The organism is Profundibacter sp., from assembly GCF_056498605.1.
Genome location: NZ_JBSMEZ010000150.1, coordinates 1 through 25,864, shown reverse-complemented (window position 1 = coordinate 25,864; position 25,864 = coordinate 1). Strand labels below are relative to the sequence as shown.

At 56.4% G+C, this 25,864-nt stretch carries 28 protein-coding genes; 15 read left to right on the top strand and 13 right to left on the bottom strand.

From position 1 onward, the window contains the following. Positions 1-149 precede the first annotated feature (149 nt). The 9 genes from ACWB12_RS14955 (at position 150) to ACWB12_RS14915 (ending at position 7,350) form a co-directional block, all read left to right on the top strand. Entirely contained in the window at positions 150-605 is a 456-nt protein-coding gene (locus tag ACWB12_RS14955) for an N-acetyltransferase family protein (RefSeq protein ID WP_479530893.1), read from the top strand. A 73-nt stretch (positions 606-678) separates the two neighbouring features. Further along, positions 679-1,995 (top strand): DUF2927 domain-containing protein, encoded by a 1,317-nt coding sequence (locus tag ACWB12_RS14950; RefSeq protein ID WP_479530892.1) that lies wholly within the window; start codon positions 679-681, stop codon positions 1,993-1,995. Next, positions 1,992-2,156 (top strand): hypothetical protein, encoded by a 165-nt coding sequence (locus tag ACWB12_RS14945; protein ID WP_479530891.1) that lies wholly within the window; start codon positions 1,992-1,994, stop codon positions 2,154-2,156. Before ACWB12_RS14950 ends, ACWB12_RS14945 begins: the two co-directional genes overlap by 4 nt. A 5-nt stretch (positions 2,157-2,161) precedes the next feature. Further along, positions 2,162-3,343, top strand: a complete 1,182-nt coding sequence (locus ACWB12_RS14940; RefSeq protein WP_479530890.1) for a vWA domain-containing protein — start codon at positions 2,162-2,164, stop codon at positions 3,341-3,343. Positions 3,344-3,354: 11 nt separating this feature from the next. After that, positions 3,355-4,503: a M24 family metallopeptidase gene (locus tag ACWB12_RS14935; protein ID WP_479530889.1), complete on the top strand. Its 1,149-nt coding sequence runs from the start codon at positions 3,355-3,357 to the stop codon at positions 4,501-4,503. Next, positions 4,497-4,841: a hypothetical protein gene (locus ACWB12_RS14930; RefSeq protein ID WP_479530888.1), complete on the top strand. Its 345-nt coding sequence runs from the start codon at positions 4,497-4,499 to the stop codon at positions 4,839-4,841. Before ACWB12_RS14935 ends, ACWB12_RS14930 begins: the two co-directional genes overlap by 7 nt. Beyond that, positions 4,838-5,446: a DedA family protein gene (locus tag ACWB12_RS14925; protein ID WP_479530887.1), complete on the top strand. Its 609-nt coding sequence runs from the start codon at positions 4,838-4,840 to the stop codon at positions 5,444-5,446. Before ACWB12_RS14930 ends, ACWB12_RS14925 begins: the two co-directional genes overlap by 4 nt. 12 nt (positions 5,447-5,458) lie before the next feature. Continuing rightward, complete coding sequence (locus ACWB12_RS14920; RefSeq protein ID WP_479530886.1) at positions 5,459-6,622, top strand: cytochrome P450; 1,164 nt, start codon at positions 5,459-5,461, stop codon at positions 6,620-6,622. Between the two features lie 38 nt (positions 6,623-6,660). Beyond that, positions 6,661-7,350, top strand: coding sequence for a M48 family metallopeptidase (locus tag ACWB12_RS14915; protein WP_479530885.1), 690 nt, complete (start codon positions 6,661-6,663; stop codon positions 7,348-7,350). A gap of 30 nt (positions 7,351-7,380) precedes the next feature. On the opposite strand, the gene ACWB12_RS14910 is transcribed toward ACWB12_RS14915, so the two are convergent. From ACWB12_RS14910 to ACWB12_RS14875, 8 genes are all read right to left on the bottom strand, one after another. Then, on the bottom strand, positions 7,381-7,674 hold the full coding sequence (locus tag ACWB12_RS14910) for a rhodanese-like domain-containing protein (RefSeq protein ID WP_479530894.1): 294 nt from the start codon (positions 7,672-7,674) through the stop codon (positions 7,381-7,383). Between the two features lie 6 nt (positions 7,675-7,680). Beyond that, on the bottom strand, positions 7,681-7,968 hold the full coding sequence (locus ACWB12_RS14905; RefSeq protein WP_479530884.1) for a rhodanese-like domain-containing protein: 288 nt from the start codon (positions 7,966-7,968) through the stop codon (positions 7,681-7,683). A gap of 210 nt (positions 7,969-8,178) precedes the next feature. After that, positions 8,179-8,724: an RSP_2648 family PIN domain-containing protein gene (locus tag ACWB12_RS14900; RefSeq protein WP_479530883.1), complete on the bottom strand. Its 546-nt coding sequence runs from the start codon at positions 8,722-8,724 to the stop codon at positions 8,179-8,181. Between the two features lie 14 nt (positions 8,725-8,738). Further along, a complete protein-coding gene (locus tag ACWB12_RS14895) occupies positions 8,739-9,959 on the bottom strand; it encodes an RSP_2647 family RNA methyltransferase (RefSeq protein ID WP_479530882.1) in 1,221 nt (406 codons plus the stop codon). 130 nt (positions 9,960-10,089) lie between these two features. After that, the gene (locus ACWB12_RS14890) at positions 10,090-10,761 is read right to left on the bottom strand and encodes a DUF6778 family protein (RefSeq protein ID WP_479530881.1); all 672 of its coding nucleotides are present in this window, start codon (positions 10,759-10,761) and stop codon (positions 10,090-10,092) included. A 149-nt stretch (positions 10,762-10,910) separates the two neighbouring features. Beyond that, positions 10,911-11,180, bottom strand: coding sequence for a hypothetical protein (locus tag ACWB12_RS14885; RefSeq protein WP_479530880.1), 270 nt, complete (start codon positions 11,178-11,180; stop codon positions 10,911-10,913). 22 nt (positions 11,181-11,202) lie between these two features. Next, positions 11,203-13,992 (bottom strand): [protein-PII] uridylyltransferase family protein, encoded by a 2,790-nt coding sequence (locus ACWB12_RS14880; RefSeq protein WP_479530879.1) that lies wholly within the window; start codon positions 13,990-13,992, stop codon positions 11,203-11,205. A gap of 48 nt (positions 13,993-14,040) precedes the next feature. Further along, positions 14,041-14,433, bottom strand: a complete 393-nt coding sequence (locus ACWB12_RS14875; RefSeq protein WP_479530878.1) for a DUF4440 domain-containing protein — start codon at positions 14,431-14,433, stop codon at positions 14,041-14,043. Between the two features lie 58 nt (positions 14,434-14,491). Between ACWB12_RS14875 and ACWB12_RS14870 the strand changes: the two genes are divergently transcribed. The 3 genes from ACWB12_RS14870 to ACWB12_RS14860 all read left to right on the top strand — a co-directional run bounded on the left by ACWB12_RS14870 (position 14,492) and on the right by ACWB12_RS14860 (position 16,448). Further along, positions 14,492-14,962, top strand: a complete 471-nt coding sequence (locus tag ACWB12_RS14870) for a YbaK/EbsC family protein (protein WP_479530877.1) — start codon at positions 14,492-14,494, stop codon at positions 14,960-14,962. Between the two features lie 116 nt (positions 14,963-15,078). Then, positions 15,079-15,492, top strand: a complete 414-nt coding sequence (locus tag ACWB12_RS14865; RefSeq protein WP_479530876.1) for a DUF2852 domain-containing protein — start codon at positions 15,079-15,081, stop codon at positions 15,490-15,492. A 116-nt stretch (positions 15,493-15,608) separates the two neighbouring features. Next, complete coding sequence (locus ACWB12_RS14860; protein WP_479530875.1) at positions 15,609-16,448, top strand: arginyltransferase; 840 nt, start codon at positions 15,609-15,611, stop codon at positions 16,446-16,448. Positions 16,449-16,486: 38 nt separating this feature from the next. On the opposite strand, the gene ACWB12_RS14855 is transcribed toward ACWB12_RS14860, so the two are convergent. The 3 genes from ACWB12_RS14855 to ACWB12_RS14845 all read right to left on the bottom strand — a co-directional run bounded on the left by ACWB12_RS14855 (position 16,487) and on the right by ACWB12_RS14845 (position 20,948). Further along, complete coding sequence (locus ACWB12_RS14855) at positions 16,487-18,841, bottom strand: TRAP transporter large permease (RefSeq protein ID WP_479530874.1); 2,355 nt, start codon at positions 18,839-18,841, stop codon at positions 16,487-16,489. Between the two features lie 16 nt (positions 18,842-18,857). Further along, the gene (locus ACWB12_RS14850; protein ID WP_479530873.1) at positions 18,858-19,748 is read right to left on the bottom strand and encodes a TRAP transporter small permease subunit; all 891 of its coding nucleotides are present in this window, start codon (positions 19,746-19,748) and stop codon (positions 18,858-18,860) included. A gap of 117 nt (positions 19,749-19,865) precedes the next feature. Continuing rightward, positions 19,866-20,948 (bottom strand): TRAP transporter substrate-binding protein, encoded by a 1,083-nt coding sequence (locus ACWB12_RS14845; protein ID WP_479530872.1) that lies wholly within the window; start codon positions 20,946-20,948, stop codon positions 19,866-19,868. A gap of 463 nt (positions 20,949-21,411) precedes the next feature. Between ACWB12_RS14845 and ACWB12_RS14840 the strand changes: the two genes are divergently transcribed. Both ACWB12_RS14840 and ilvN read left to right on the top strand, forming a co-directional pair. Beyond that, positions 21,412-23,166 (top strand): acetolactate synthase 3 large subunit, encoded by a 1,755-nt coding sequence (locus ACWB12_RS14840; protein ID WP_479530871.1) that lies wholly within the window; start codon positions 21,412-21,414, stop codon positions 23,164-23,166. Positions 23,167-23,179: 13 nt separating this feature from the next. After that, positions 23,180-23,746 carry an acetolactate synthase small subunit gene (gene ilvN / locus ACWB12_RS14835; protein WP_479530870.1) on the top strand — a complete coding sequence of 189 codons (567 nt, stop codon included), beginning with the start codon at positions 23,180-23,182 and terminating at the stop codon, positions 23,744-23,746. Positions 23,747-23,896: 150 nt separating this feature from the next. Here ilvN and ACWB12_RS14830 read toward each other — a convergent pair whose 3' ends face one another. Further along, positions 23,897-24,136 (bottom strand): EF-hand domain-containing protein, encoded by a 240-nt coding sequence (locus ACWB12_RS14830; RefSeq protein WP_479530869.1) that lies wholly within the window; start codon positions 24,134-24,136, stop codon positions 23,897-23,899. A 306-nt stretch (positions 24,137-24,442) separates the two neighbouring features. Between ACWB12_RS14830 and ACWB12_RS14825 the strand changes: the two genes are divergently transcribed. After that, positions 24,443-24,913 (top strand): RNA polymerase sigma factor, encoded by a 471-nt coding sequence (locus ACWB12_RS14825; RefSeq protein ID WP_479530868.1) that lies wholly within the window; start codon positions 24,443-24,445, stop codon positions 24,911-24,913. A gap of 206 nt (positions 24,914-25,119) precedes the next feature. On the opposite strand, the gene ACWB12_RS14820 is transcribed toward ACWB12_RS14825, so the two are convergent. Beyond that, positions 25,120-25,864, bottom strand: a 745-nt coding sequence (locus tag ACWB12_RS14820; RefSeq protein ID WP_479530867.1) for a TSCPD domain-containing protein, incomplete at its 5' end; no start/stop codon positions are given.

The window sequence follows — 25,864 nt, the reverse complement described above, 5'->3', positions numbered from 1 at the left end:
ATGACGTCAATGTAGGGGGTCGGCAGGCCAACTTCAAGGACAGTCAATATCATGTGCCGCTACGTATTGTTTTTCTATATTTCCCTAGGCATAGTCCCCTTTCACCCGCTACAACGGCTAAATTAATACGAAAAAGGCAAATAACCACAATGTCCAGCCAGCCAGACCTGATCATCCGCCCACTTATGGCGCAGGACGAAGCCGAATGGCGCCGCCTTTGGCGCGCCTATCTGGAGTATTATGAGACGTCCTTGTCCGAAGACATATACGTCAGCACATTTGCCCGCCTATTGGGGGATGATCCGCAAGATTTTAACGGGCTGGTCGCCGAACTGGATGGCAGGTTGGTCGGGCTGACGCATTACCTGTTTCACCGCCACGGCTGGAAAATCGAAAACACCTGTTACCTTCAGGACTTATACGCCGACCCTGATGTGCGTGGCCGTGGTGTGGGCCGTGCCCTGATCAATGGGGTTTACGCCACCGCCGATGCCGCCGGTGCCCCCGCCGTTTACTGGCTCACACAGGATTTCAACAAAGCAGGCCGTATGCTATATGACAAAGTTGGCGTGCTAACCCCGTTTATCAAATACCAAAGGCCCTAAACTTATGCGTTTTCTGTTACTGCTCCCAATTCTTGTGATTACAGCCTGCACTCCTGGTATGCAGGCCGATACCATGACCGAGCGCCGTGCAACCCTGCCGGCCAGCGTCCTGCCGCCAATGAAACGATTTACCACCATCAATGTCAGCCCGCCCAGCCGCAGCAACACCGAAATCGCCCGCGATTTTCTGGATCTGTCGTTCAAAATGGAAAGCGGGCGCTCCCTGCCTGTTATGACCCGTTTTGAGGGACCGATTACCGTGCGTGTCACAGGCGCGCCCCCTGCCAGTCTGGACCCTGACCTGAAACAGCTGCTAGCCCGCCTAAGACGCGAGGCCGGCATTCCAATCAGCCGCGTTGGGCCCGCACAGGCCGCCAATATCACCATCGAGGTGATCCCCCGCGCCCAATTGCAACGCCTAGTGCCCCAAGCTGCCTGTTTCGTGGTGCCGCGCATTGCAAGCTGGGCGCAATACCGAAAACAGCGGCGCAGCGGCACAGTCAACTGGTCTACCCTGAAGCAACGCGAACAAATTGCGATTTTCCTGCCCGGGGATGTCAGCCCGCAAGAGGTACGCGACTGCTTGCACGAAGAACTGGCCCAAGCGATTGGCCCATTGAATGATCTGTACCGGCTGCCCGACAGCGTGTTCAACGATGATAACTTTCAAACCGTGCTGACCGGATTTGATATGCTGATCCTGCGCACCTATTACGCGCCCGAAATGCGCAATGGCATGACCCGCAGTCAGGCCGCTATCACCCTGCCTCGCGTTCTGGCCCGCCTGAACCCGCGTGGCCAACGCGTTGCCACCGGCCCGCTGACCAGCCCGACATCCCGCGCATGGGTTGACGCAATCGAATCCGCGCTTGGCCCCAAGGGCAACCCCGCGGCGCGGCGCAAGGCGGCCACAACTGCCGTCACCATTGCGCAAAATTCCGGCTGGAACGATACCCGCCTTGCCTTTAGCCTCTATGCGCTTGGCCGCCTGTCGCTCTCTACAAAAACCGAATCCGCATTGCAGGCCTTTCTGAATTCCGGTGCCATCTACAACGAGCATCAGGAAACGCAGATTCAGGCCGCTCATGTGGCGATGCAACTGGCCGCCTTTACCCTGTCGGCAGGCGAAGGTGATGCGACGCTAAAACTGGTGAACACCAATCTACCCGCCGTTGCGGCATCGAAAAACGCGGCCCTGCTGGCCACCCTGTTGATGATCAAGGCCGAAGCGTTGGAAATGGTCGGTCGTGCCTCGGAAGCGCACGAAGTGCGGCTCGACAGTCTGGGCTGGGCGCGATATGGGTTTGGCACGGACAAAGCCGTGCGCAATCGCCTCGCCGAGATTTCAGCACTTCCCCCGCGCAAACCGAAATCAATGAGGTCGCTATGATCATTTACTACGCAGCAATCTTTGGCGCGGGCCTTGGCGCCTTCACCGCGCTGCGCAAAAAAGGCAACTGGTTTGACGTTGCCCAATATGTGGCGATCTATGCGATTATATTCGCGCTGGTCGCCCTGTTTTACACCATCTTTGCCAATCGCGGCGCATAAGGCCGATGTTCCTGCGTTTCTTTGAAAACCTGCGCAGCGCCACGGTTCCGGTTTCAATGCGCGAATTTCTGGCCTTTCTGGAGGGCATGAAGCGCGGATTGGTCACTTATGACGTCGAGGGGTTTTATTACCTCGCCCGCACCGCAATGGTGAAGGACGAACGCCATCTGGACCTGTTCGACCGCGTCTTTGCCACCAGTTTTGAAGGGTTAGAACACATCACAATGGACGATGTGCTGGAAGCCGTGGACATCCCCGCCGACTGGCTGGAAAAGATGGCCGAGAAGCATCTATCGCCCGAGGAAAAAGCCGAGATCGAAGCGCTTGGCGGGTTTGATAAGCTGATGGAAACCCTGAAGGAGCGCCTGAAAGAGCAGGAAAAGCGCCATCAGGGTGGATCAAAATGGATCGGCACTGCGGGCACCTCGCCGTTTGGGGCTTATGGGTATAACCCCGAGGGGGTGCGCATCGGGCAGGACCGTTCGCGTCACCAGCGGGCGGTCAAGGTCTGGGACCGACGCGATTTCAGGAACCTTGATGACTCTGTAGAGCTGGGCACCCGCAATATCAAGGTCGCCTTGAAACGTCTGCGCAACTGGGCACGCGATGGCGCACACGAGGAGCTGGATCTGGACGGCACCATCCGCGCCACGGCTGAAAACGGATACCTCGATGTGAAAACCCGCCCCGAGCGGCGCAATGCGGTGAAAATCCTGCTGTTTTTAGATGTGGGCGGATCAATGGACCCGCATATTAAAATCGTGGAGGAGCTGTTTTCCGCCGCCCGTGCCGAATTCAAGCACATGGAATATTATTACTTCCACAACTGCCTGTATGAGGGCGTTTGGAAGGACAATGCGCGGCGCTGGAACCACCAGATTTCCACCGCCGAGGTTCTGCGCACCTATGGGCCGGACTACAAATGCATCTTTGTTGGCGACGCTTCGATGTCCCCTTACGAGATCGCCTATCGTGGCGGGGCCAACGAGCATTGGAACGAGGAAACAGGCGACACCTGGCTGCGGCGTGCCCGCGAACAATGGCCAAACAACATCTGGATCAACCCGCTGCCGGAACAACATTGGCAATACACCCACTCGGTTGCAATGATCCGTGAGATATTCGAGGATGCAATGGTGCCAATGACGCTTGAAGGGATTACGCGCGGAATGCGATCCCTGACGTAAAGGATATGTTAATGCCTCTACATTTTGACGACCGTGAATATGCGGCACGGCTGGCCTTGGCCAAACAGGCCCTAAACGACGCAGATCTTGACGCGCTGCTGATGTTCGCCCCCGAAAGCCACTACTGGATTTGCGGCTATGACACCTTCGGCTTTGCCATGTTCCAATGCCTTGTGTTGACGGCAGACGGCCAATTGCACCTGCTGACCCGCGCACCGGATTTACGACAGGCGCAGCACACCTCGACGCTGAACGACGATCAAATCCACATCTGGGCCGAATATGAGGGGGCCAATCCGGCCAATGACCTGAAGGGGCTGCTGGCGGAACTGGGCGTGACGGACGGGCAGATCGGTTGTGAATCCCAAACCGTCGGGCTGACCGATTATAACGGTCAGCGGTTGCGCACTGCCCTACCCGATCTGACAGATGCCAGTGATCTGATCCGTGGCTTGCGCCGTGTCAAATCCCCCGCCGAAATCACCATGCACCGCCGTGCCGCCGCCCTGTCGGATGACGCACTGGACGCTGCATTGCAAACCAGCCATGCAGGCGCGTTCGAGGGCGACATTCTGGCCGCGATGCAGGGGGCTGTGTTCAAGGGCGGTGGCGATTACGCGGGCAATGAATTTATCCTTGGATCAGGGGCCGGTGCCCTGTTGTGCCGGTATTATTCCGGCCGTCGGCATCTGGATGCGAGCGACCAGTTGACGCTGGAATGGTCCGGTGCTTATGCGCGCTATCACGCCGCCATGATGCGCACCATTGTTGTTGGCAAAGCCAATGCCGCCCAGCACAAGATGTTTGCCGCCGCAGCCGAGGCGATTGCGGCTTGTGAGGATGCAATCCGCCCCGGAGCGCCAATGGGCGATGTGTTTGACGCCCATGCGCGGGTGTTTGATGCGCACGGGTTGAACCACGCCCGCCTACAGGCCTGCGGCTACGGCATGGGCGCGGTTTACAACCCGATCTGGGTGGATTTTCCGATGTTTTACGAAGGTAACCCGCTGGAAATGCGTGCAGGTCAGGTGTTTTTCCTGCATATGATCCTGATGGACAGCGATGCGGGGCTGGCGATGACGCTGGGGCATTCGGTTTTGGTGACAGACAATGGCGTTGAGCGGCTATCGCGCCACGGATTGGAGATGCTGGAATGTTAAACGGAATAAAGCACCTTTGGCACAATCAGAAACTTCTGCTGCTGGCCTTCACTCTGGCTGCAGTGATGACGGTAATGTTCGCTGTCCGCATGGTGGTCTTCAGCCTGTTCTGGGGCAACCCCGATCACCAGAACCAGCCGCTTGAGGGGTGGATGACGCCGCGCTATGTCGCCTATTCCTATGGGCTGGAAGCCGACGAATTCAAGCAGATTCTGGGCATTGATCCAACCGCCGTTTCCCGCACTCATTTGCGCGACATACTGAAAGAACAAGACCTTACACTGGAACAGCTGCAAGCCCATCTTGATGCGCTGGTGGCCGCGCGGACGTCCGAATGACCGATCTGCTGCTCTCGCTTGTCATTGACTTTGGTCCGGCGCTGCTGTTTTCCGTGACGTTCCTAAGCTGTCTTGCCATCCCGATGCCCTCCTCGCTGATGATGCTCGCGGGTGGCGGGTTCATCGCCAGTGGCGACCTTAACCTGATCACTGCCGCTGGGGCCGCCTATCTGGGGGCGGTGCTGGGGGATCAAACCGGATTTCTGATTGGGCGGCAAGCGGGCCATCTGATCGAGGCGAAAATGGCCGCCGCCCCCAAACGCGCCGCCCTGCACCAAAAGGCAACAGACCTGACCAACCGCTACGGCGGCCCCGGCGTGTTTTTGTCGCGCTGGCTGTTCAGCCCGCTTGGGCCCTATGTCAATTTTGTCGGCGGGGCTGCGGGTCTGAACTGGGCACGGTTCACCGCATGGGGGGCGATGGGCGAGGCGGTTTGGGTCGTCGTCTATGTTGGGCTTGGCTATACTTTCGCCGACCGGATCGTTGAGCTGGCCGATATTCTGGGCAATGCCAGCGGGTTTATGGCCGCAGGTGTTATCACCATCGGGCTGGGATACTGGCTGTGGAATGCCGCAAAACAGGCAAAATCTGCCAAACCGGATTAGGAATTTGTGACCATGTCAAACGCACCCGTCTACCACATTGATCCCGCCGCATTCTTTGCTGCCCCCTACCCAACCCTTGCAGATATGCGACGCGTCGCCCCCGTTGCCTATGTGCCGGAACTGGGCGCAACCCTGTTCACCAAACGCGACGATATATTCGCGCAGGAAAAGCGCATTGATGTGTTTTCATCGGCGCAACCGGACGGGTTGATGACGATCCTGATGGGCGAAAACGTGATGCGCAGGGATGGCGAGGCGCATATGGAGGGACGCCGCGCCATATTCCCCGCCATGTCACCGCGCACGGTGCGCGACCACTGGATGGCGATGTTTATTACCGCCACCGACCGCATCCTTGCCGATCTAGCCCCGCGCGGCGCTTGCGATCTGGTGCGCGATTTTTCAATGCCGGTCGCCGCCGAAGCGCTCAAGGTGATCACCGGCCTGACCAATATGGAAGCGGCCGAAATGGACCGCGTGTCGCAAGGGATGATTGACGGCATATCCAACTATGCGGGCGTTAAAGCGGTCGAAAAAAACTGCAACGCCTGCACCGCGCTGATTGACCAGCACATCGACGCGATGTTGCCTGTGGTGCAGGCCACGCCGGACACCTCGTTGTTGTCCGTGCAATTGCAAGCGGGCCTGTCGCTGGCAGACACCCGCGCCAATATCAAACTGGCGATTTCGGGTGGGCAGAATGAACCGCGCGACGCCATTGCCGGCACCGCTTGGGCGCTGCTGACGCACCCTGACCAGTTGGAGATGATTAACGCGGGCAATGCCACATGGCTGCAAGCGTTCGAGGAATACGCCCGCTGGGTTTCCCCCATAGGCATGTCGCCACGGCGCATCGCCAAACCCGACACTACCTGCGGCGTCACGTTTGAGGTGGACGATCGGGTGTTCTTTATGTTCGGGGCGGCCAATCGGGACGAGGATCATTTCACCAATCCAGACGCCTATGATCTGATGCGCAGCACCCGCGCCGCCCTGTCCTTTGGCGCGGGCCCGCATTTTTGCGCCGGTGCCGCCGCATCGCGTGCGCTGATCGCCGATGTGGCCCTGCCCAAACTGTTTGCCGCCTTGCCCGATTTGCACCTGACCGGTGACACCCCATTCGAGGGCTGGGCCTTTCGTGGACCAACTGCGATGCCAGTGGCCTGGACAAGCTAGGCATTGCACCCTGCAATATTCAGCCCCATATATAAATCATGCTTAGGTTCACCCCCATCCTGTTGGCCGTTTTATACGGCTATGTTATGTATCGCTTCTCGGCGCATCGCACCGCGCGCGAGTTGGACACAAAATCAACCGAGCTGGCCGATGCCGATCTAAAGGCGTTATGCGACCAGATGGCGGCCGCGTTGGAACTGCCACGTATCAAGGTGCATATTTACGAGATTGAGCCAGTGAACGGCCTTGCGGCCCCCGACGGGCGCATTTTCATCACCCGCGGGTTTTACGATAAATACCGCGCGGGAGAGGTGACAGGCGAAGAAATGGCCAGCGTCATTGCGCATGAGTTGGGCCATGTGGCCCTAGGCCATTCGCGCCGCCGGATGATCGATTTTTCCGGCCAGAACGCGCTGCGCACCGCTATGGCGATGGTGTTTTCCCGCTTTATCCCGGGGCTTGGCACCTATCTTGCCAATTTCCTGACCACCCTATTGGCGGCCCGTCTGTCACGATCCGATGAATACGAGGCTGACGCCTACGCCTCGGCCTTGTTGACCAAATCGGGCATTGGCACGGCGGCGCAGAAATCATTGTTTGTGAAACTAAACGCCCTGACCAAATCACGTGGCGGGGCGGCCCCTGCGTGGTTATTGAGCCACCCGAAAACCGCCGAGCGGATCAAGGCGATCGAGGAAATGGAAAAACGCTGGGCGCGCGTAACCTAGGCCGGGCAGCAAACCACCCCGCCAGCTATCCTACCTGTCTTCGGGGTAAACTTGGGTTTCAGTTAACTTGTAACTCCACTCAAGCCCCGCATTTTTCCAGCCATTGACCACACGCTGCCCTTTCAATGCCCCCTCGGCGGCCATGTCGCCCTCAAACCCGTCCACCAGCGAATAAACCTTGGTGTACCCGTAACTGTTCAACACATTCGTCGCCTGCGCGCTGCGGCTACCGGACCGGCAGATCAAAATCACGACACTGTCGAACTGAATGTCATTTTCTGCTGCATAGGCATCAAAAACATCGGCAAAATCGGGGTTCTCCACCAAACTCTAAGTGCCTTTGTCAGGGTTGAATTCGGCAAATCCCGGCATGATTTTGAACGGAATATTCACGTTGGCCCGTTTCGGGATGCCGACAAAAGCCACCTCGACACGGCTACGAACATCGACCAGCACAACATCAGGGTTTTTCAGCATGTCAGCGGCCTCGATTGCCGTCACATACAGGCCAATTTCGGTTTGTTTCTTTGCCGCCAGTTCGCTGGCGTGGGTTATAAACGGCAGAGAGGACAGCGCCATCGCGGCCGCAAATACAGACAGTTTTTTCATAATAAGCATATCAATTCTCCTGTTCTAAATAAATATTTATGGGCCCGGGCCATACGCTGGCACGGGTCAGATCGTTTATTGCCGCAAACGCGCATATTCCGGTTTTGGTATTGATGTGTTTCAGCGTAATTGCTGAGTCTTGTATTGTAATGACGTAAGGGTAACTTATGTCGGGTCGGCCGGAACAGTCAGCATATCCATACCTATTCACAGACCGGATTATGTCGCGGCCAGCGCCTTGCCCAAACGCGGCAATCGTGCTTTTTTCATCAGTTTGCGCATATCCTGCGTCTGGCCTGACAGGTGCTCGGCCACCTGCCGCACGTTTTCGGCAACCTCGCCCACCACGTCTGGCTGCTCCCCGAACATCTCGCGCAGCATCCCGTCGGGGTCACGCCGCACCACGCCATTGGCGCTGACCACACGGGTCGGAAAATCCTTCAGATTCATGGTCAGCAACACATCCGCCTTGCCAGCAATAGCCGCCGCCAGAACATGGGTGTCGTTGGGGTCCGGCAGGTGCAGGCTGGCCTCAAGATCGGGGGAATAGACAACCTCGGCATCCGGCCAACGCGCGCGCAGCAGCGCGATTTCGCCCCGCGCCACATCACCTTGCCCCGCACCCAATCGCGCCGCAGCCCTTGCCCATTCTTCCAGAATGCGTGCAGACCAAAGCGGTGTGAATAGCCCTTGCGCCGCCACCCCGATCAGCACTTCGCGCATCACTGTCGGGTATAGAACGCAGGCATCAATCAGAACGCGCATCACTGCATATCCCGTCAATCTAGCCGGAAAAACAGCGCCTTGAGGTATCCGCTCTGTGCCAGTTGTGGCAGCAACGGATGATCCGCTCCTGCCGATCCCGCATGGATTTGCACTGGTCGACGCCCCCCCCGCCCGATGCCCCGTGCCGATGAATTGCGAAACCGCGTCAAATCAACAGCGTGCGAGCAGGAACAGACCACCAGATAGCCATCCTCGGCCACCAAAGGGGCGGCAAGGCGGGCGACACGCTCGTATGCCCGCAGGCCTGCCTCGAGCGCTTTTTTGTTTGGAGCAAAGGCGGGTGGATCACAGATTACAACGTCGAATTTGGCACCCTCCTTGGCCAAATCCTCAAGCACAGCAAACGCGTCGCCTTTGCGTGTGGTGAATTGATCGGATTTGCCCATCGCCGCCGCTCCGGCCTCGGCCAGTTCCAGCGCAGGGGCCGAACTGTCAACCGCCAGTGCGGATTGCGCCCCGCCAGCCAGTGCCGCAAGTGAAAAGCCGCCAACATGGGAAAACACATCCAGCACGCTGGCACCCTTGCACAGCTTTTGCGCAAAAGCATGGTTCGGCCGTTGATCAAAAAACAATCCGGTTTTTTGACCGCCCATCAGATCAGCCATATAGGTTGCCCCGTTCATCGGCACATGGATTGGGCCGTCAAGTTTGCCGCGCAACAGTAGGGTTTCCTCGTTCAATCCCTCCAGCACGCGCGAACGTCCCGCTGCATTTTTGACGATGGTCGTCACGCCTGTGACGTTCGCCAGCGCATCCGCCAGCATGTCCAGATGCACATCGGCCCACGCCGCATTGGGCTGGATCACGGCGGCATCGCCAAAACGGTCAATCACCACACCGGGCAGGCCATCGGATTCGGCATGCACCAACCGGTAGAACGGCGCGTCGAACATGCGTTCACGGTGCTTCAGCGCCCGCGACAGGCGCGCCTCGAACCATGCAAGGTCAACCACCGCCTCCGGATCACGGTCCAGCATCCGGCAAGCGATTTTCGAGTCCATGTTGATCGCAACAAGCCCAAGCGCACGGCGTTCGCTGTCTTCCAGCCGCGCCAATGTGCCTGGTTTCAAGGCCTTGGTCCGTCGGTCAGTGACGATTTCATCAATGAACACCCAGGGGAAACCGTGGCGGATTGCCCGCACCTCGGCTTTGGGTTTCATACGAACAACGGGCGTTGTTTGGGGGGCGGATGCGGATAAGGGGGGCTGTGTCATGCCCCCCTCCTATAAAACTATTCGTCTGGGCGAAAGTGCCTATAGCGCTTTGCATTTAATATGAGGTAAAAAGTATCGGAATTCGCCCACTCTTGGGATGAATTCCGATACAAGTAAGATGCAAATTGCTTTAGATTGCGTTTGGCCGAATGACTGTCAATTCAGCCACCGCATCATTGGCGCTGCGATTCAGTTCATTCTGAATTGCAAGGATTTCCTGCTTGATCACTTTGGCCAGATGGGCCGTGATCCGCACTTTTTGTGTCAGCCCGCGATGTTCTGCCGCCACAGCACGCTTGCCGCCGTATGCTTTCAGGTCAGCCTTTATCAGGCGAGGGTCGACAATCAGCGCACCGGTTTTGGCGTCTCTCAGCGTCAGTATAAATTTGATCGAATGAACCCCACCAACGGTATAACGGGCACGTTCGGTCAGGGAATGAAAACGTTTAACCTCGATATCGACATAGATCGCTTGTGCGCCGTTCATATCTTTTACACCGCGCGTCATGCCCTCTTTGAAAATCGCGGCGACTTGACCGTGGCGATCACCGTAAAAATCCTCGCGCCAGACGATATCGGCCGACGGCAAATAGATGTTAGCCTCGGATACGCTCAAGCTGTCGGGCACCGATACGCGCACTTCACGGACGTTAAATGTCGTCGCGGCAATGATCGTCTCGATAGATTTTGTGCCAACAAATGGCGCGTTGACCGACTCGTTACGGCTTACCGAGTTGGTTTCAGCACAGGCCGACAAGCCCAATACCAATGTGGCAAGTAAGATGATTTTGATCGGTTTCATATTCAATCCTCCAAGGCCTTCGCCTTCGTTCAATCGTGGGTTTTCCCACATCTGCTCGGGATCAAACTGCCCTTAAATTGGGGCGGAATTATGATAAATTTTGAACAAAAAAGCGTCTTCTTGCGTCTAAACTCAAGAAACTGCCTGTTTCATCTGGGTAATCGCGCCTTGCGCCCGCCGCGACGTTTCGATTTCGTCGGGGGGGCCAGCCCTTCTTTTAGCACCGTTGTCATCGGGTGATCCGGCGCATCCTTGCCGTAATGCGCCAACAATTGCTTGATCTGCGCTTGCATATCTGCCGTTTGCGCAACCCCCAACGCCCAGTCCAAAAATATGGACCGGCATTCGGGGGCCGAAATCCCGTCAATGCGATAGCTTTCCCTGATTAACCCTTTCGGGTCCAAATTATTCAGTGTCATGTGCGCTTCCTTAGCGGTGATGTTAGCGCTGAATCGGCGTGGTTAAAACATCTTCCACGACCATATGGGCGGCTTGTGCGACGGTATCAAGCGTGGTCCTTAGCGCACTAACGTTTTCCTCGCCCATTTCGCGCAGCACAAAACTGCGCCCGCCCTCGCCAATTTCCTCCATATCAAGTGTGCCTTCAGTCAACAGCTTGGCGGCCCCGCGCAGACGCCAAAACGTATCATACGCCGTTTGCAGCGTTTCGCGCCCCGCCCCTGTTAACCACCTTGCCCGCACACCCGCCGCCAGTTGGGCGGCAACATCATGCGCCGCGTCCCCCGCCAGCAACGCCGCGGTTTGCGCCACCAGTTCGATGTCCTGCATCCGGCCTGCGCCCAGTTTGGCTTCCCACTCATCGACCGCCGGTTTTGCTTCGGCCAGACGCGCCCGCATATCGACCACATCAGGCAGCACCGACGCACCCTTGCCCTTGTCTATTATCAGCGCAGCACGGAACGCCTCAATCGCCTTGCCAAGTGCGGCATCCCCCGCCACTCCCCGCGCCCGTGTTAACGCCAGATGTTCCCATGTCCATGCCTCATCCTCTTGATATGACTGGAAAGATTGCAGCGATGTCGCCACCGGACCTTGCCGCCCAGATGGGCGCAAACGCATATCAACCTCGTATAGCCGCCCCTCGGACATTGGCGCTGCCAATGCCGTAACCAGCGCTTGGGTCAGCCGCGCATAATAGGGTCGCGCCAACAAGGGACGTCGCCCGTTTGACCCTTCAACCCCGTCCGCATCATATATCACGATCAGGTCCAGATCGGACGTGGCATTCAACTGCCCCGCCCCGAGCGACCCCATGCCCAGCACCACTGCGCCTTTGCCCGGTGCTGCTCCGTGTTTGCTGGCGAAATGCTCCATAATCGGGGACCACAATGCGGCCACACAGGCCTCGGCCAGATCGGAATATTGTTGACCCGCCTCTTGTGCGTCAATCAGGCCGCGCAGATGATGCACCCCGATCCTGAAATGCCATTCTTTTTTCCAGCGCCGCGCCATATCCAACTTACGCTCGTAATCATCGATCTGTGCCAGTTGCGTTGTTAATTCCTGTTGCAGCGCCGCTGTTTTGGGCCAATCGGCAAAGAACGCCCCGCCCAGAACTGCATCCAGCACTTGGGAATTGCGCGACAGATGGCGGGCCAAGGCGGGTGCGGTGGCGCAGATATCGATGATCAGGTCGATCAGCTGCGGGTTTGCCTCGAACAGGGAAAACAGTTGCACTCCTGCGGGCAGGCCGGACAAAAATCCGTCAAACTGCACCAATGCTTCGCTTGGGTGGCCCGCCTTTTGCAACCGCGCCATAATGTCGGGGCGCAGGCGTTCAAAAATTTCCACGGCCCGATCCGAGCGCATCGCGGGGTAGCTGGGCCAACGCGCGATGATTTCCTTGGCGTCGTCGGATAACGGTGCAGAGTCGTCCTGCTTTGTGGTGCTCGGGGCAAAGAAGCCTTCGGTCAATTCATGCACCTCGGTCAGCTCGTCCATCAGACGGGCACGCAGTTTGGCGGTGTCGGGTTGGCCCATGAACTGGGCCAGCCGGTCAAATTCTTCGGCCTGTTTTGGCAGGTCGTGCGTCTGGGCGTCATTGACCATTTGCAACCTGTGCTCGATCTCGCGGTGGCTGCGATAGTGCTGAACTAGCAGATTTACAACATTTTCTGGAACCCAGCCTTTTGCCGCCAAGGCCCGCAATGCAGGCACCGTTTCCCGTGATCGCAAGTCTGGATCGCGCCCGCCTGCGATAATCTGGCGGGTCTGGGTAAAGAATTCAATCTCGCGGATACCGCCGCGCCCCAGCTTCATATTGTGCCCCTCCAGCGTGATCGGCCCACCCAGCCCTTTGTGCTCGCGTATCCGCAAACGCATGTCGTGGGCGTCTTGAATGGCGGCAAAATCCAGATGCTTGCGCCAGATGAACGGGGCCAGCCGTTTCAGGTATGCCTCGCCCGCCGCAATGTCCCCCGCACAGGGCCGCGCTTTGATGTGGGCCGCGCGCTCCCACGTTCGACCCAGCCCCTCGTAATAGCGTTCGGCAGCGTCCATCGACAGGCAGACCGGCGTGGTAGATGGATCGGGGCGCAAACGCAGGTCGGTGCGAAACACGTAGCCCTCGCCAGTGATATCGGACAGCATCGCCGACATCTTGCGGGTCACACGGATGAAACTGGCGCGGGCATCCTGATAATCGTCTTCGCTAAAGCGGCTTTCGTCAAACAGGCAAATCAGGTCGATATCCGAGGAATAATTCAATTCCCCCGCCCCCATCTTGCCCATCGCCAGCACCACCATGCCGCCCGCAGTGGCCACGTCCTCCGGCCCCATCCCGGGCAGTTTGCCGCGCTTTATTTCCGCCCCCACAAGGGCCTTGATCGTCACATCCACCGCCAGATCGGCGAAATCGGTCAGGGTGCCGGTGACCTGTTCCAATGCCCAGATACCGCCCAGATCGGCCAAAGCGGCCAAAGCTGCTATGCGTGATTTTGCCTGCCGTAAAAGAGAGTTAAGTTGATCGAGCGACGTGGCTCTCAGCTCTGCAAACAACTGATCTACGGCTTCCTGCGGGCCATCAAACGCCCCAATCAGCCAGTCAGCCTGCCGCGTCATGATGGTGGACAAATACGGGCTGCACCCCGCTGCCCCTTCAATCACCCCGCGCAATTCTGGCGCGATATCAGGGAAATGCGCGGCAACTTCGGCACCACGCGTCGCATTATGGGGAATCGGGGCGCGGGTGATTTCGGTTGCAAAGCTCATAGTGTAAAGATGCGGGGGCTTGGGCCGAAGGGCAAGCAACATTTGCGCCTAAACGTCGGGGCGAGCCGCTGTGTCCTGACTAAAGATATTGCGCCATCCCTGCGTTGTCTTGCGCCAAACAGATGAAACATACATCGTTTCGGACTGATCACGGCCAACGCGCATGAAATCCGCTTTGTAAGCCAGCAACCAAACCCCCTCACCCAATTCCAGCAATCGGGCATCCGACAAGTTGTAATGCGCAACGGTCGGCCCCGAACTCAACTGCCCAACATGGACGCTCTTGTCCGAGAACCCTGTGTCATAGACCCCAAGAAACCCGTCCTCCAACATTTTATCATCCACAGATGCATCACCTGTGACCAGTGCCTGCCAGACGGTTTTCTCCAACTCTAGAAACGGGCCAATATCGTCGTGTTGCATCTGTTTTATACCGCTCATTCACTTGCGCTCTTCATAGATACATGAATACTCGTATTAGAAAACAAGGGAAACCCACATGAGCAAAAGCCTGAAACGGGTGATACGGGCGCTGGATGCAGCGGGGCTGGACATCAGACCAGTCGAAATGTCGGATGGGGCGCGCACAGCTCAGGCGGCGGCGGATGCTGTCGGCTGTGATCTTGACCAGATCGCCAAATCGATCATTTTTCGCGGCGATGTGAGCGGCGCGGCCATTCTGTTTATCACCGCAGGCGGCAATCAGGTTTGTCCACATAAGGCCAGCGCCGTTGCAGGCGAGCCGTTGGGCAAGTCAGATGCGGCATTGATCCGTAGCCAAACCGGCTTTGCCATTGGCGGCGTGTCCCCCGTCGGGCATCTATCACCGATCCGCGCGTTTATCGATCCGAAGCTATCGGGATTCGATCTGGTTTGGGCCGCTGCGGGCACTCCTCGTCATGTTTTTCCAATAAATCCGGCGGATTTACGACGCATTTCCAGCGCGCAACCTGCTGAATTCACAGTATAAAGCAAAGAAATGTAAATATCTTTTACATTTACTCTTGAAGATCACACCCTAAATGACAATCTTGATAATGTGAAAGGCATTCACATTGTAACGTAACCTTCAAAACGGAGAACCACATGAGCACCGTCGCCGCATGGCCGCATAACGCAGAAATCTGGCTGGATGAACGCGGGAAACCCGCATGGATCATTGCAATGGTCCTTGGATTTATCTTTTTCTGGCCTGTTGGCCTCGCCCTTCTCTTTTATATGATCTGGAGCAAACGCATGTTCGCTGGAAACTGTCGCAATAGCCGCCGTATGACCCGTCACCAATTCCGCCATACTAAACAATCATCCGGCAACACAGCGTTTGACGCCTATAAGGCCGACACGTTGCGCCGTCTGGAAGACGAACAAGGCAAGTTCGAGGAATTCCTGCAACGCCTGCGCGATTCCAAGGACAAATCAGAGTTCGATGACTTTATGGACGAGCGCGCCAAAAAGGCCACTAACAAGTCCGATGACATCGACGATACTGTCGAAGCATAAGCAAAAAGCGGCCCCTGCGGGGGCTGCTTTAACTTCGTTTTCCAAAAGGGCTTGGCGCATCGACCCTCCGTTGTTATCTTAAAGTTGAATAAAATCAACGGACCGAAATAAACCATATGCGCCACAGCCTCCCCATTGCCCCGCAGTTTTATGTGACTGCCCCCCAGCCCTGCCCCTATCTTGAGGGGCGGATGGAGCGCAAACTGTTCACGTCACTGCAAGGCGAATCCGCAGAAAAACTGAACAACGGCCTGTCAAAACAGGGCTTTCGCCGATCGCAAAATGTGCTATACCGCCCGTCCTGCGCTGAATGTTCATCCTGTTATTCCGCCCGCATCCGGGTCGATGATTTCACCCTGTCCAAAAGCCAACGCCGTGTGCTGAAACGCAATGACTGGCTGAAACGAAATGCCATGTCGCCCTGGGCCACCGAGGACCAGTTCAGCCTGTTTCGTCGTTATCTTGAGCATCGTCACGCCGACGGGGGCATGGCCGACATGGATATTTTTGAATTCGCCGCGATGGTCGAGGAAACTCCGATCAAAAGCCGCGTCATTGAATACACCTATGACCCCGCCCCTGACGAACAGAAGCGCAATCTGGCGGCGGTGTGTCTGACAGATGTGTTCGATGACGGGTTAAGCATGGTTTATTCATTTTTCGAGCCGGAACTGACCAAAAATTCTCTGGGCACCTATATCATTCTGGACCACATCGAAATCGCCCGCGCGGCTGACCTGCCCTATGTTTACCTAGGGTATTGGGTGCCCGACAGCCCAAAGATGGCCTATAAGGCCGGCTTTAGAGCGCTGGAAATCTATCACGCCGGTGAATGGGTGCCGCTGGATGATCCTGACAATTTTGCAGCCGACACGCATCCGCTGGCGATTGATCCGATTGCCGAACAAGTGGCGCAGATTTCGCTGCCAGATATCCTGCCCACCAAACAAGACTAAGCCCGCCAGAGGTCCGGGCTTGTCTCTTTGGCCAGTTGTTAACCCGCGAACAGATTCGGCAGGATTGTCACCACGGACGGGAAATACCAAAGCAACGCCAGCCCGACCACCTGTATCAGCACAAACGGTATAATGCCGCGATAGATATGGCCCGTGGTCACGCTGGGCGGGGCAACCCCGCGCAGATAGAACAGCGCAAAACCAAAGGGCGGTGTCAAAAACGAGGTTTGCAGGTTCACCGCGATCATGATGGTTACCCATTTCGGATCAAACGTGCCGCCATAAATCACAGGGCCAACGATGGGGATCACGATGTAGATGATCTCAAGGAAATCGAGAACGAACCCGAGGAAGAACAATACGACCATCACGATCAGGAATACCTTCATTTCATTGTCAAAGCTGGTCAGGAAGCTCTGGATATAGGCTTCGCCACCGAACGAGATGATCACAAGGTTCAACAGTTGCGAGCCGATCAGGATGGTGAACACCATGCTGGTCACTTTGGCGGTTTCACGCACGATCGGCGTTAGAACCGCACCGCGAAACAGCACCACACAACCATATAGCAGGCCGAACATGGCAAACAGATAAGCGCCCTTGGCAAAGATAAAGGCGATGATATCTTCCAATGGCACCGTATCGCGGTTCATCCGCAGATCAAAGTTAACCCCGATCAGGATCATGATGACAATCGCAAATGTCGCCATCAAAATGGTTTTTCCTGTGCCGCCTTCATCCTTCAGTTTGCGATAGGCGGCCAACAATATTGCTCCGCCTGCCCCAAGCGCTGCTGCCGGTGTCGGGTTGGTGATCCCGCCAAGGATCGAGCCAAGCACCGCGATGATCAGCACCAGTGGCGGAAACACGACAGCGATCAGCTCATTTCGCGCCAGCAATTTTGCGGCAAAGATGACGCCGTAGAGCGTTATCAAACCCGGGATCAGCATGTAAATCACTGTCCAGCCGGGTGTCGTATCAGGCATGACCAGCACGATATCCGCGATGAACGCCAACACAACCCCCGCTAACCCGATCAGGATTGGACGTGCATTAGCCGATGGCGCAATACCACGGGCAAATGTCAGGATAAGCGCCATAAAGATAAAGAACACCGCAATGCCCGAACCGATTGGAGAGGCGGCCGCAATCTTTGCAACCCGTGCCTCGGCCCGCTCGTCGTCGTTCAGTTTGCGGCTTTCTTGCGCGCCGCCGTCAGCATCAATTGTGGCCTGTTGGGCAACGGCAATGTCCCATTTTTCCTGTCCGTGCAGCTCGATGATCGAGGCTTGGCATTGCTCGGACACATTGGTGCGCAGTGACGATGCCACGCCAATGTCGGTATAGCTGTCAATCACTGTGCTTTGCGTGCCAACCACGCCCAGACTGCCCAGAAACATCATCCCGCCGATCAGAACCACTGGTGCGCCTAGGAACCAAGTGAGTGCACCGCCTTTGGTGATCTTGTCGCCAGTTGTTTCTATCGCAGGCACCGGTGGTGCCTTGTGTGGTTTCACCATCGCATAACCAAAAGCGTATAGCGCATAGAGGAGCGCAAGCATTATCCCGGGCAGAATAGCGGCCTGAAACAGGGTGCCAACGGATACCACTGCCGCCTCGCCCAGATAGGTCAGCGCGTCAGAACAGCCCGCCAATTGGGCGCGTTGTTCTTGGGCGGCCGAATACAGATCGCCCGCCAAGGTGCCCAGCAGAACGATCACGATTGATGGCGGAATGATCTGCCCCAATGTGCCCGATGCGGCGATCACGCCTGTGGCCAGTTCTGGTGAATAGTTGTGTTTCAACATGGTCGGTAGCGACAACAAGCCCATCGTCACCACGGTGGCACCTACGATCCCTGTAGAGGCGGCCAAAAACGCGCCCACAACCACCACAGAGACCGCCAGACCACCAGGCAGCGGGCCAAACACCCGCGCCATTGTCGTTAGCAAATCATTGGCGATTTTGGAGCGTTCCAGCGTGATCCCCATCAGCACGAACATCAGAACCGCCAGCAGGGTCTCGATAGACGCGCCCGCAAACACCCGTTCATTCATCCGGTTGATAATGAAACTGATGTTGGTATTCATCGCGTGTTCCCAACCACGCGGGAATACGGATTCGGCAATGCGTGGCAAATCGGGATTTCGGAATATCGATATTTTGTCAGGGTTCATCCCCGTAGCAACCAGAGCATCAAAGGCCTCGGACGAGGTGTCAATCGCGTTGTGCACCAGCAACCCTGCCCCGTCCAGTCCGGCAATAATCGCAAACGATATTACGGCAGCGCCGCCAATGGCAAATGCCACCGGAAACCCTGACAGTATCCCACCAAACAGGGACAGAAAGATGATAATCAGGCCAACTTCTACGCCATCAAGTCCGAAAAACATAAGTATCTATCCTAGATTAGTGAGTGCCCTCATAGGCTTCTTCGCCAGCCCCGAGACTGTCTTTGTTCAGGTATTTGCCTTCAGATTCCGGCCCTTCCTTGCGCTCTAGATACGAGCGGTAGAAGAATGCGATGCCCTGAAAGAACACAAGGCCCGCATAAATCAGCATCAGAATTTTGAACAGGAAATAGCCATCAAACCCGTTGGGCGAAAAGCTGACTGTTTCTACATTCCAGCGAAAACCTTTGGCTTGCATCAGCATTTGATCGAGGCTTTTGGAGGCCGAAGGTTTGGGCACCATCAGGTGACGCCACAAATAGAACCAGCCATACATCCAGACCAACACGGCCACCGGCATCATGAAAAATAGAGATCCGAATATATCAATAGCGCGTTTGGTGCGGAAACTGACCTTGGAATAGACCAGATCGACACGCACATGGCTGCCCTGAACAAACGTATAGGTCACACACATAGCAACGACGATTGCGTTGTATAGCTTCAGCTCTTCTGCCCACCAGCTGACATCTCTGCTAAACGGAGCACCCAAAGCCAGCGTAATGTCAGCCGCAGTAAAGATACGCTGCATAAATACGATAATGATCTGTTGCAGCACCATCAGCAGGCCGGCCCAAGCCGCGAACCGCCCGATGCCGTTTGCCATGCCTTCAAGGCCGCGAACACACGCCCACATGACGCTGTTTCGCCAAAACCCGATAATGGTGACAACCAAAAATGTTGTGAAAATAACAAAGAAGAATTCTTTCGAACCACCGTAATAAATAAACCGCATGATGGCCTGTTTATCGGACCAGTCCAGCCACAGCCCCGGATGCGTTACCGCATAGCCAAAGTTGTAAAATGACATGGCAATGTTCTGAAAGAACCAGACAATTGTGTATAGCATCCCGCCCCCGTTTGTTGTCTTTAGTGCGCCACGTCTGCCATTCAGCAGGCAGATCGTAACAGGCGGGCCCTTCCAATTGCAGCAAGGCCCGCCCGAAATTTATTCAGCGCATAACGCCTAGCTCATGATCCGGTCACGTTGGGCGCGGTATGCACCCTCGGATTTCGTGATCCAGCCCGAAGATTCCTTCATCGACTTTTCAACACTTGTACGGATTTTAGCAAACATTTCGTCGTCCATGTAGCTGTCCAGCGTTTCTTTGGCAGCGGCCCCAAATGCATCCCAGACATCATCGCCAAACTCCAGAACCTTAACACCACCGGCTTGCAAACGCTTCAGCGCTGCACCGTTGTTGTTCATGAACTGCGCTAGGCTCCACTGGTGTGTTTCACCTGCGGCAACTTCGATGATTTTCTGGTGTGCAGGTGACAGACCTTCAAACACTTCGCGGTTGGTCGCAAGTGTCAGGGCTGCACCCGGCTCGTGGAAACCGGCGGTATAGTAGAACTTTGTGATTTCCTGGAAACCGGCCTTTTCATCTGCCCAAGGGCCGATCCACTCGGTGCCATCAAGTGCACCAGACGCCAGCGCTTGATACACTTCGGAACCTGGAAGGTTCTGAACCGATGCACCCAGTTTACCCAGGGCTTCGCCGCCCATGCCGGGCATGCGGAATTTCAGACCGTTAAAGTCTGCAGCAGAGTTGATTTCTTTTCTGAACCAACCACCGGCTTGTGGGCCAGTGTTCCCTGCAAGGAATGATTTCAGGCCGAAAATCTGGCCCAATTCATCATGCAGTCCGGCGCCTTCACCTTGAAGATACCAGTTCATCAATTCCTGCGGCGTCATACCGAAAGGCGCTGCTGTGAAATACTGGTATCCGGCATTTTGACCGGTGAAATAGTAATCAGCGGCGTGATACATATCGGCCTGACCAGCGGTCACAGCGTCAAACACTTCAAACGCGCCAACCAGCTCGCCTGCGGCTTTGATTTCGATTTCAAGGCTGCCATCAGACATTGCATTGATTGCGTCAGCTGCATGCTGGGCCGCATCAAAAACACCGGCAAGGCCACGGCCCCACGATGTAACCATTGTTAGTTTAACATTGCCCGCGGCATATGCCGGTGCGGCCAGAGTTGTTGCAGCGGCGGCGGTGCCACCAAGTGCGGAAGTTCTCAAAAATGAGCGACGATCCATAGAGTTACTCCTCCCATAGAGTTTCGCCCGTCCATTATGGCGGGCTGATCGTTTCAGGTGGGGGGACCATAGCCATAGAATCGCGCACTGAAAACAGTAACTTTGCGAATATATGCGAAAATTACGTATTTTCACCTACACGCCAAAAATTGCCAGGCAGACAGGTTTCGGGCGTGCCCCGCGATTTTTGCCTATAATTCGCCCACTTCCGCAAGAAACGTAATAATAAACCCCAAACTGCGGTGTTCACGACACATTATTCGCTCACTTCACTGTTGACGCCCCTTTCGCGCACTTCTAAGGTCTCGATCACATCTAAAGGAGCTTTGGACATGAACGTCCTACTAGTGATTGTGGAATATTGGCGCATGGGTCTGTAAAGACTACCATATTGGTATCCCACGCGCCCCCGAAAATCGGGGGTTTTTTTATGACCAAGGCAAAAAGTAACGGAGTAAGAAAGATGACACGTCAAATGACCGGCGCAAAGATGATCCTGCAATCCCTGAAAGATCAGGGTGTGGATACCATATTTGGATACCCGGGCGGCGCCGTCCTACCGATTTACGACGAAATCTTTCAGCAAAATGATATTCGCCACATTCTGGTGCGCCACGAGCAGGCCGCCCTGCACGCCGCCGAAGGTTACGCGCGCTCCACCGGCAAACCCGGTGTGGTGCTGGTCACCTCCGGCCCCGGGGCCACCAACGCGGTAACCGGTCTTACGGATGCGTTGATGGACAGCATCCCGCTGGTGGTTCTGACCGGCCAAGTGCCGACCTTTATGATCGGCAATGACGCCTTTCAAGAGGCCGACACCGTTGGCATCACGCGGCCCTGCACCAAACACAACTGGTTGGTCAAAGACACCGACAAACTGTCCGAGGTGATCCATCAGGCGTTCCATGTGGCCACGACAGGGCGCCCCGGCCCCGTGTTGGTTGATATCCCGAAGGACGTGCAATTCGCCCAAGGCACCTATACGCCGCCCAAAAAGACCGACAACAGCCGTTATGCGCCACAAATCAAAGGCGATATCACGGCCATCACGGAACTGGTCGAACTGATGGAGAAGGCCGAGCGCCCGATCCTCTATACCGGTGGCGGCGTGATCAATTCAGGCCCCGCTGCCAGCCAGCTGTTGTGCGAGCTGGCAAATGCGTCTGGTATCCCCGTGACCTCGACCCTGATGGGTCTGGGCGCATATCCGGCATCGGGCAAAGGTTGGCTGGGCATGTTGGGCATGCACGGGCTGTACGAGGCCAATCTAGCGATGCATGACTGCGATCTGATGATCAACATCGGCGCGCGGTTTGATGACCGGATTACCGGACGGGTCGAGGATTTCAGCCCAGATTCAAAGAAAGCGCATATTGATATCGACCCCTCCTCGATCAACAAGGTGATCCAGGTCGACATCCCGATCATCGGCGATATTGGCCATGTTCTGGAGGATATGCTGAAAATCTGGAAATCCCGTGGCCGCAAGATCAACAAGCCCGCCCTGAAAAAATGGTGGGCGCAGATTGACGACTGGCGCGTGGCGGACTGTCTGGCCTACGAGCAGGTCGGCAAGATTATCAAGCCCCAGTACGCACTGGAACGGCTGGAATCGCTGACCAAAGGCATGGACCGCTACATCACCACCGAAGTGGGCCAGCACCAGATGTGGGCGGCGCAGTTCCTGCAGTTTGATCAGCCGAACCGTTTGATGACATCCGGCGGTCTGGGCACAATGGGGTACGGGCACCCCGCGTCTTTGGGGGTGCAACTGGCCCATCCCGAAGCACTGGTGATCAACATTTCCGGCGAAGGCTCATGGTTGATGAACATGCAGGAAATGGGTACGGCGGTGCAGTACCGTTTGCCCGCCAAACAGTTCATTCTGAACAATGAACGTCTGGGTATGGTGCGCCAATGGCAGGAATTGCTGCATGGCGAACGGTATTCGGCGACATGGCAAGAGGCCCTGCCCGATTTCGTCAAACTGGCCGAGGCGTTCGGCGCTAAAGGTATCCGCGTCAGTGATCCCTCCGATCTGGATGACGCGATCATGGAGATGCTCAATCACGACGGGCCGGTCATTTTCGACTGCCTCGTGGAAAAACACGAAAACTGTTTCCCGATGATCCCGTCGGGGGCACCGCATAATGAAATGCTGATGGGCAATGCCGACACCCATGGGGTGATTGGCAACACCGGCGCGGTTTTGGTTTAAGAAAGGTCGATAAATGTCTGCACTAAATATCAAAAAAGGATCATCATCCAAATCGGCTTACGATCTGAAAAACCCGAATGCCGATGTGATCGAAAGCCACACCCTGACAGTGGTGGTCGACAACGAGTCCGGTGTTCTGGCCCGTGTCATTGGTCTGTTCGCGGGGCGCGGTTATAATATCGAGAGCCTGACAGTGGCCGAGATCAACGAGGAATACCATACCTCGCGCATCACCATCGTCACCACAGGCACGCCGCAAGTGATTGAACAGATCAAGGCACAGTTGGGCCGGATTGTGCCTGTGCATTCTGTCCACGACCTGACAGTAGAAGGCCCCTATCTGGAACGCGAGCTGGCCCTGTTCAAGGTATCAGGCACGGGTGACAAACGGGTCGAGGCCCTGCGGCTCGCCGATATCTTCCGCGCCAATGTGGTGGACAGCACGCTGGAAAGCTTTGTGTTTGAAATGACCGGCACGTCCGAGAAGATCGACGCGTTTGCCGATCTGATGCGCCCGCTGGGTCTGGTTGAAACGGCCCGCACCGGTGTGGCGGCTATTTCACGCGGTATAACATCATAAACTGGTAAAAGAGGCCCCGTTGAAGGCACTGGGGTCGGGGCCTCTTTCACACTCCCGAGGCATCTGCATACCTCGGGAATGGATCACATGTGCCCACCGTGAATGATGGTTATCAGGGTACGAAATAACAGTGGGCACATGTGAAATGCTTTAGCCGTTGGTTGGCAGCAGCCCTGCGTCCGTCGCCACTTTCAATTCATCGGCATCCACAGCGCCGTCCGAATTGGTATCAATGGCGGTGAAGTTTTCCTCGGTCATGTCCGGATAGGCCGCCAGCAGCTCGTTATATGACAGCAGCCCGTCGCCATCCGTATCCATTTCGCTCTGGGCACTGAGGGCAGTTGCGGAAAGGGCGATTACAGTCACGGTTTGAATTACGATCTTTTTCATTGTCATAGTCTCCTTGGGGATTACCCCGGTTGCGTCCGAAGGTGCATTTTTGCGCCTTCACCAACCAAGAGGCCACGCAGCGCGGTTTATTCCCGCAATTTTCCACAACATGCAAAACCCCGCCAAACGCGCAAACCCCTGCCGACGCTAAACCGCATTCCTTGCGGGAACCTGCCCAAAAAGCCCCCCGATGCAGAACCGGCGACAATCCCCCAGCTTGTCCCTGCCCCGTTGCACCGCCAAGTTGTAGGTAGATCAAAACAGGAGGCCACCATCACCAATCCCCCCCATGAGCTGACCACACTGATGCCCGCCCTACAGCGCCTTGCCCGTATCCTTGCCCCGACCCCCGATCTGGCCGAGGACATGGCACAAGACGCCCTGCTGCGGGTCTGGGCCCGCTTAAAAAAGGGCGGCGAGATTGACGATCTGCGCCCTTACCTGATGACAACGCTGCGCAACGCCAGCACCCGCCCGCCTGTGCAAGATCAGGAACTTACCGACCAGAACACCCCCAGCCATCCGGCCGAAATATGGGACAGGTTTGCCTGCGCCGATGTTAACTGTGCCATTTCGCGCCTGCCTGATGAGCAGGCCGATTTATTGCGCCCGCTTGTGATGGACGGCAGCAGCTACGCCGAGCTTGCCAAAGCGTTCGGGTTGCCGATCGGCACCGTGATGTCGCGTATTTCCCGCGCCCGCGCCCAGTTGCGAACGGATCTGGAGCTGCCCAAAGCCCATGCGGTCGAGGCATTGCTGGAAGAACGCGCGTTATGAGGGGCGCCTTTCGCGCGAATGCCCGCTTGATCCACCACTAAACCGCCAAAAGAAAAACGGGGAGCCCGAAGGCTCCCCAGTTTCGCTGATCAGGCTCGTCGTTGTACCGCCCGGTTTATTTGCCTGCGGCCTGATCCGCGTCGGGGGCGAGCGCACCCGCCCCGGAACTCGCTGCCCCCATGCGCATACATGGGGACAAGCGCCTCTTAGCTACACCCGCTGGTTCCCCCGCAAGTGTTGCATTTCATACAGGTGCCATTGCGCACCAATGTGTAGTTTCCACAGTCACCACAAGGATCACCCTCGTAGCCCTGCATTTTTGCTTTGACGATTGGGTCCATCCCGCCGCTGGCGGTCATCGAAACCGCGCCTGCCGCATTGTTCGCTGCCGCTTCTGGCACCAGTGTTTGCAATACCGCCATTGGATCGGTCCCGCCCTCAAGCGCCACCGCGCCCGCTTGCATGCCGCCGCCACCTTGCAGCACCACCAATTGTTGCGGAACCCGCTTGCGCAAATACCCGGTTGAGGAGATTTGTTTCAACACTTCCAATGACTTGCTGGCAGCACTTTCACTAACTTCAGTGATGTTGGCAACACCTTCCTGATCCCCCCGCCCGATGTCATCGAACGACGCACCTTCGGGTTTTACATGGGCCAAATCAGTGCGGTCCAGATAGGACACGGCCAATTCACGGAAGATATAATCAAGGATCGAGGTGGCGTTCTTGATGCTGTCGTTGCCCTGCACCATGCCCGCAGGCTCGAATTTGGTGAAGGTAAAGGCGTCAACGAATTCCTCGAGCGGCACGCCGTATTGCAGACCGACGGAAATGGCGATGGCAAAGTTGTTCATCATCGCGCGGAACCCTGCGCCTTCCTTGTGCATGTCGATGAAAATTTCGCCCAACTCACAGTCTTCATATTCACCGGTGCGCAAATATACTTTGTGC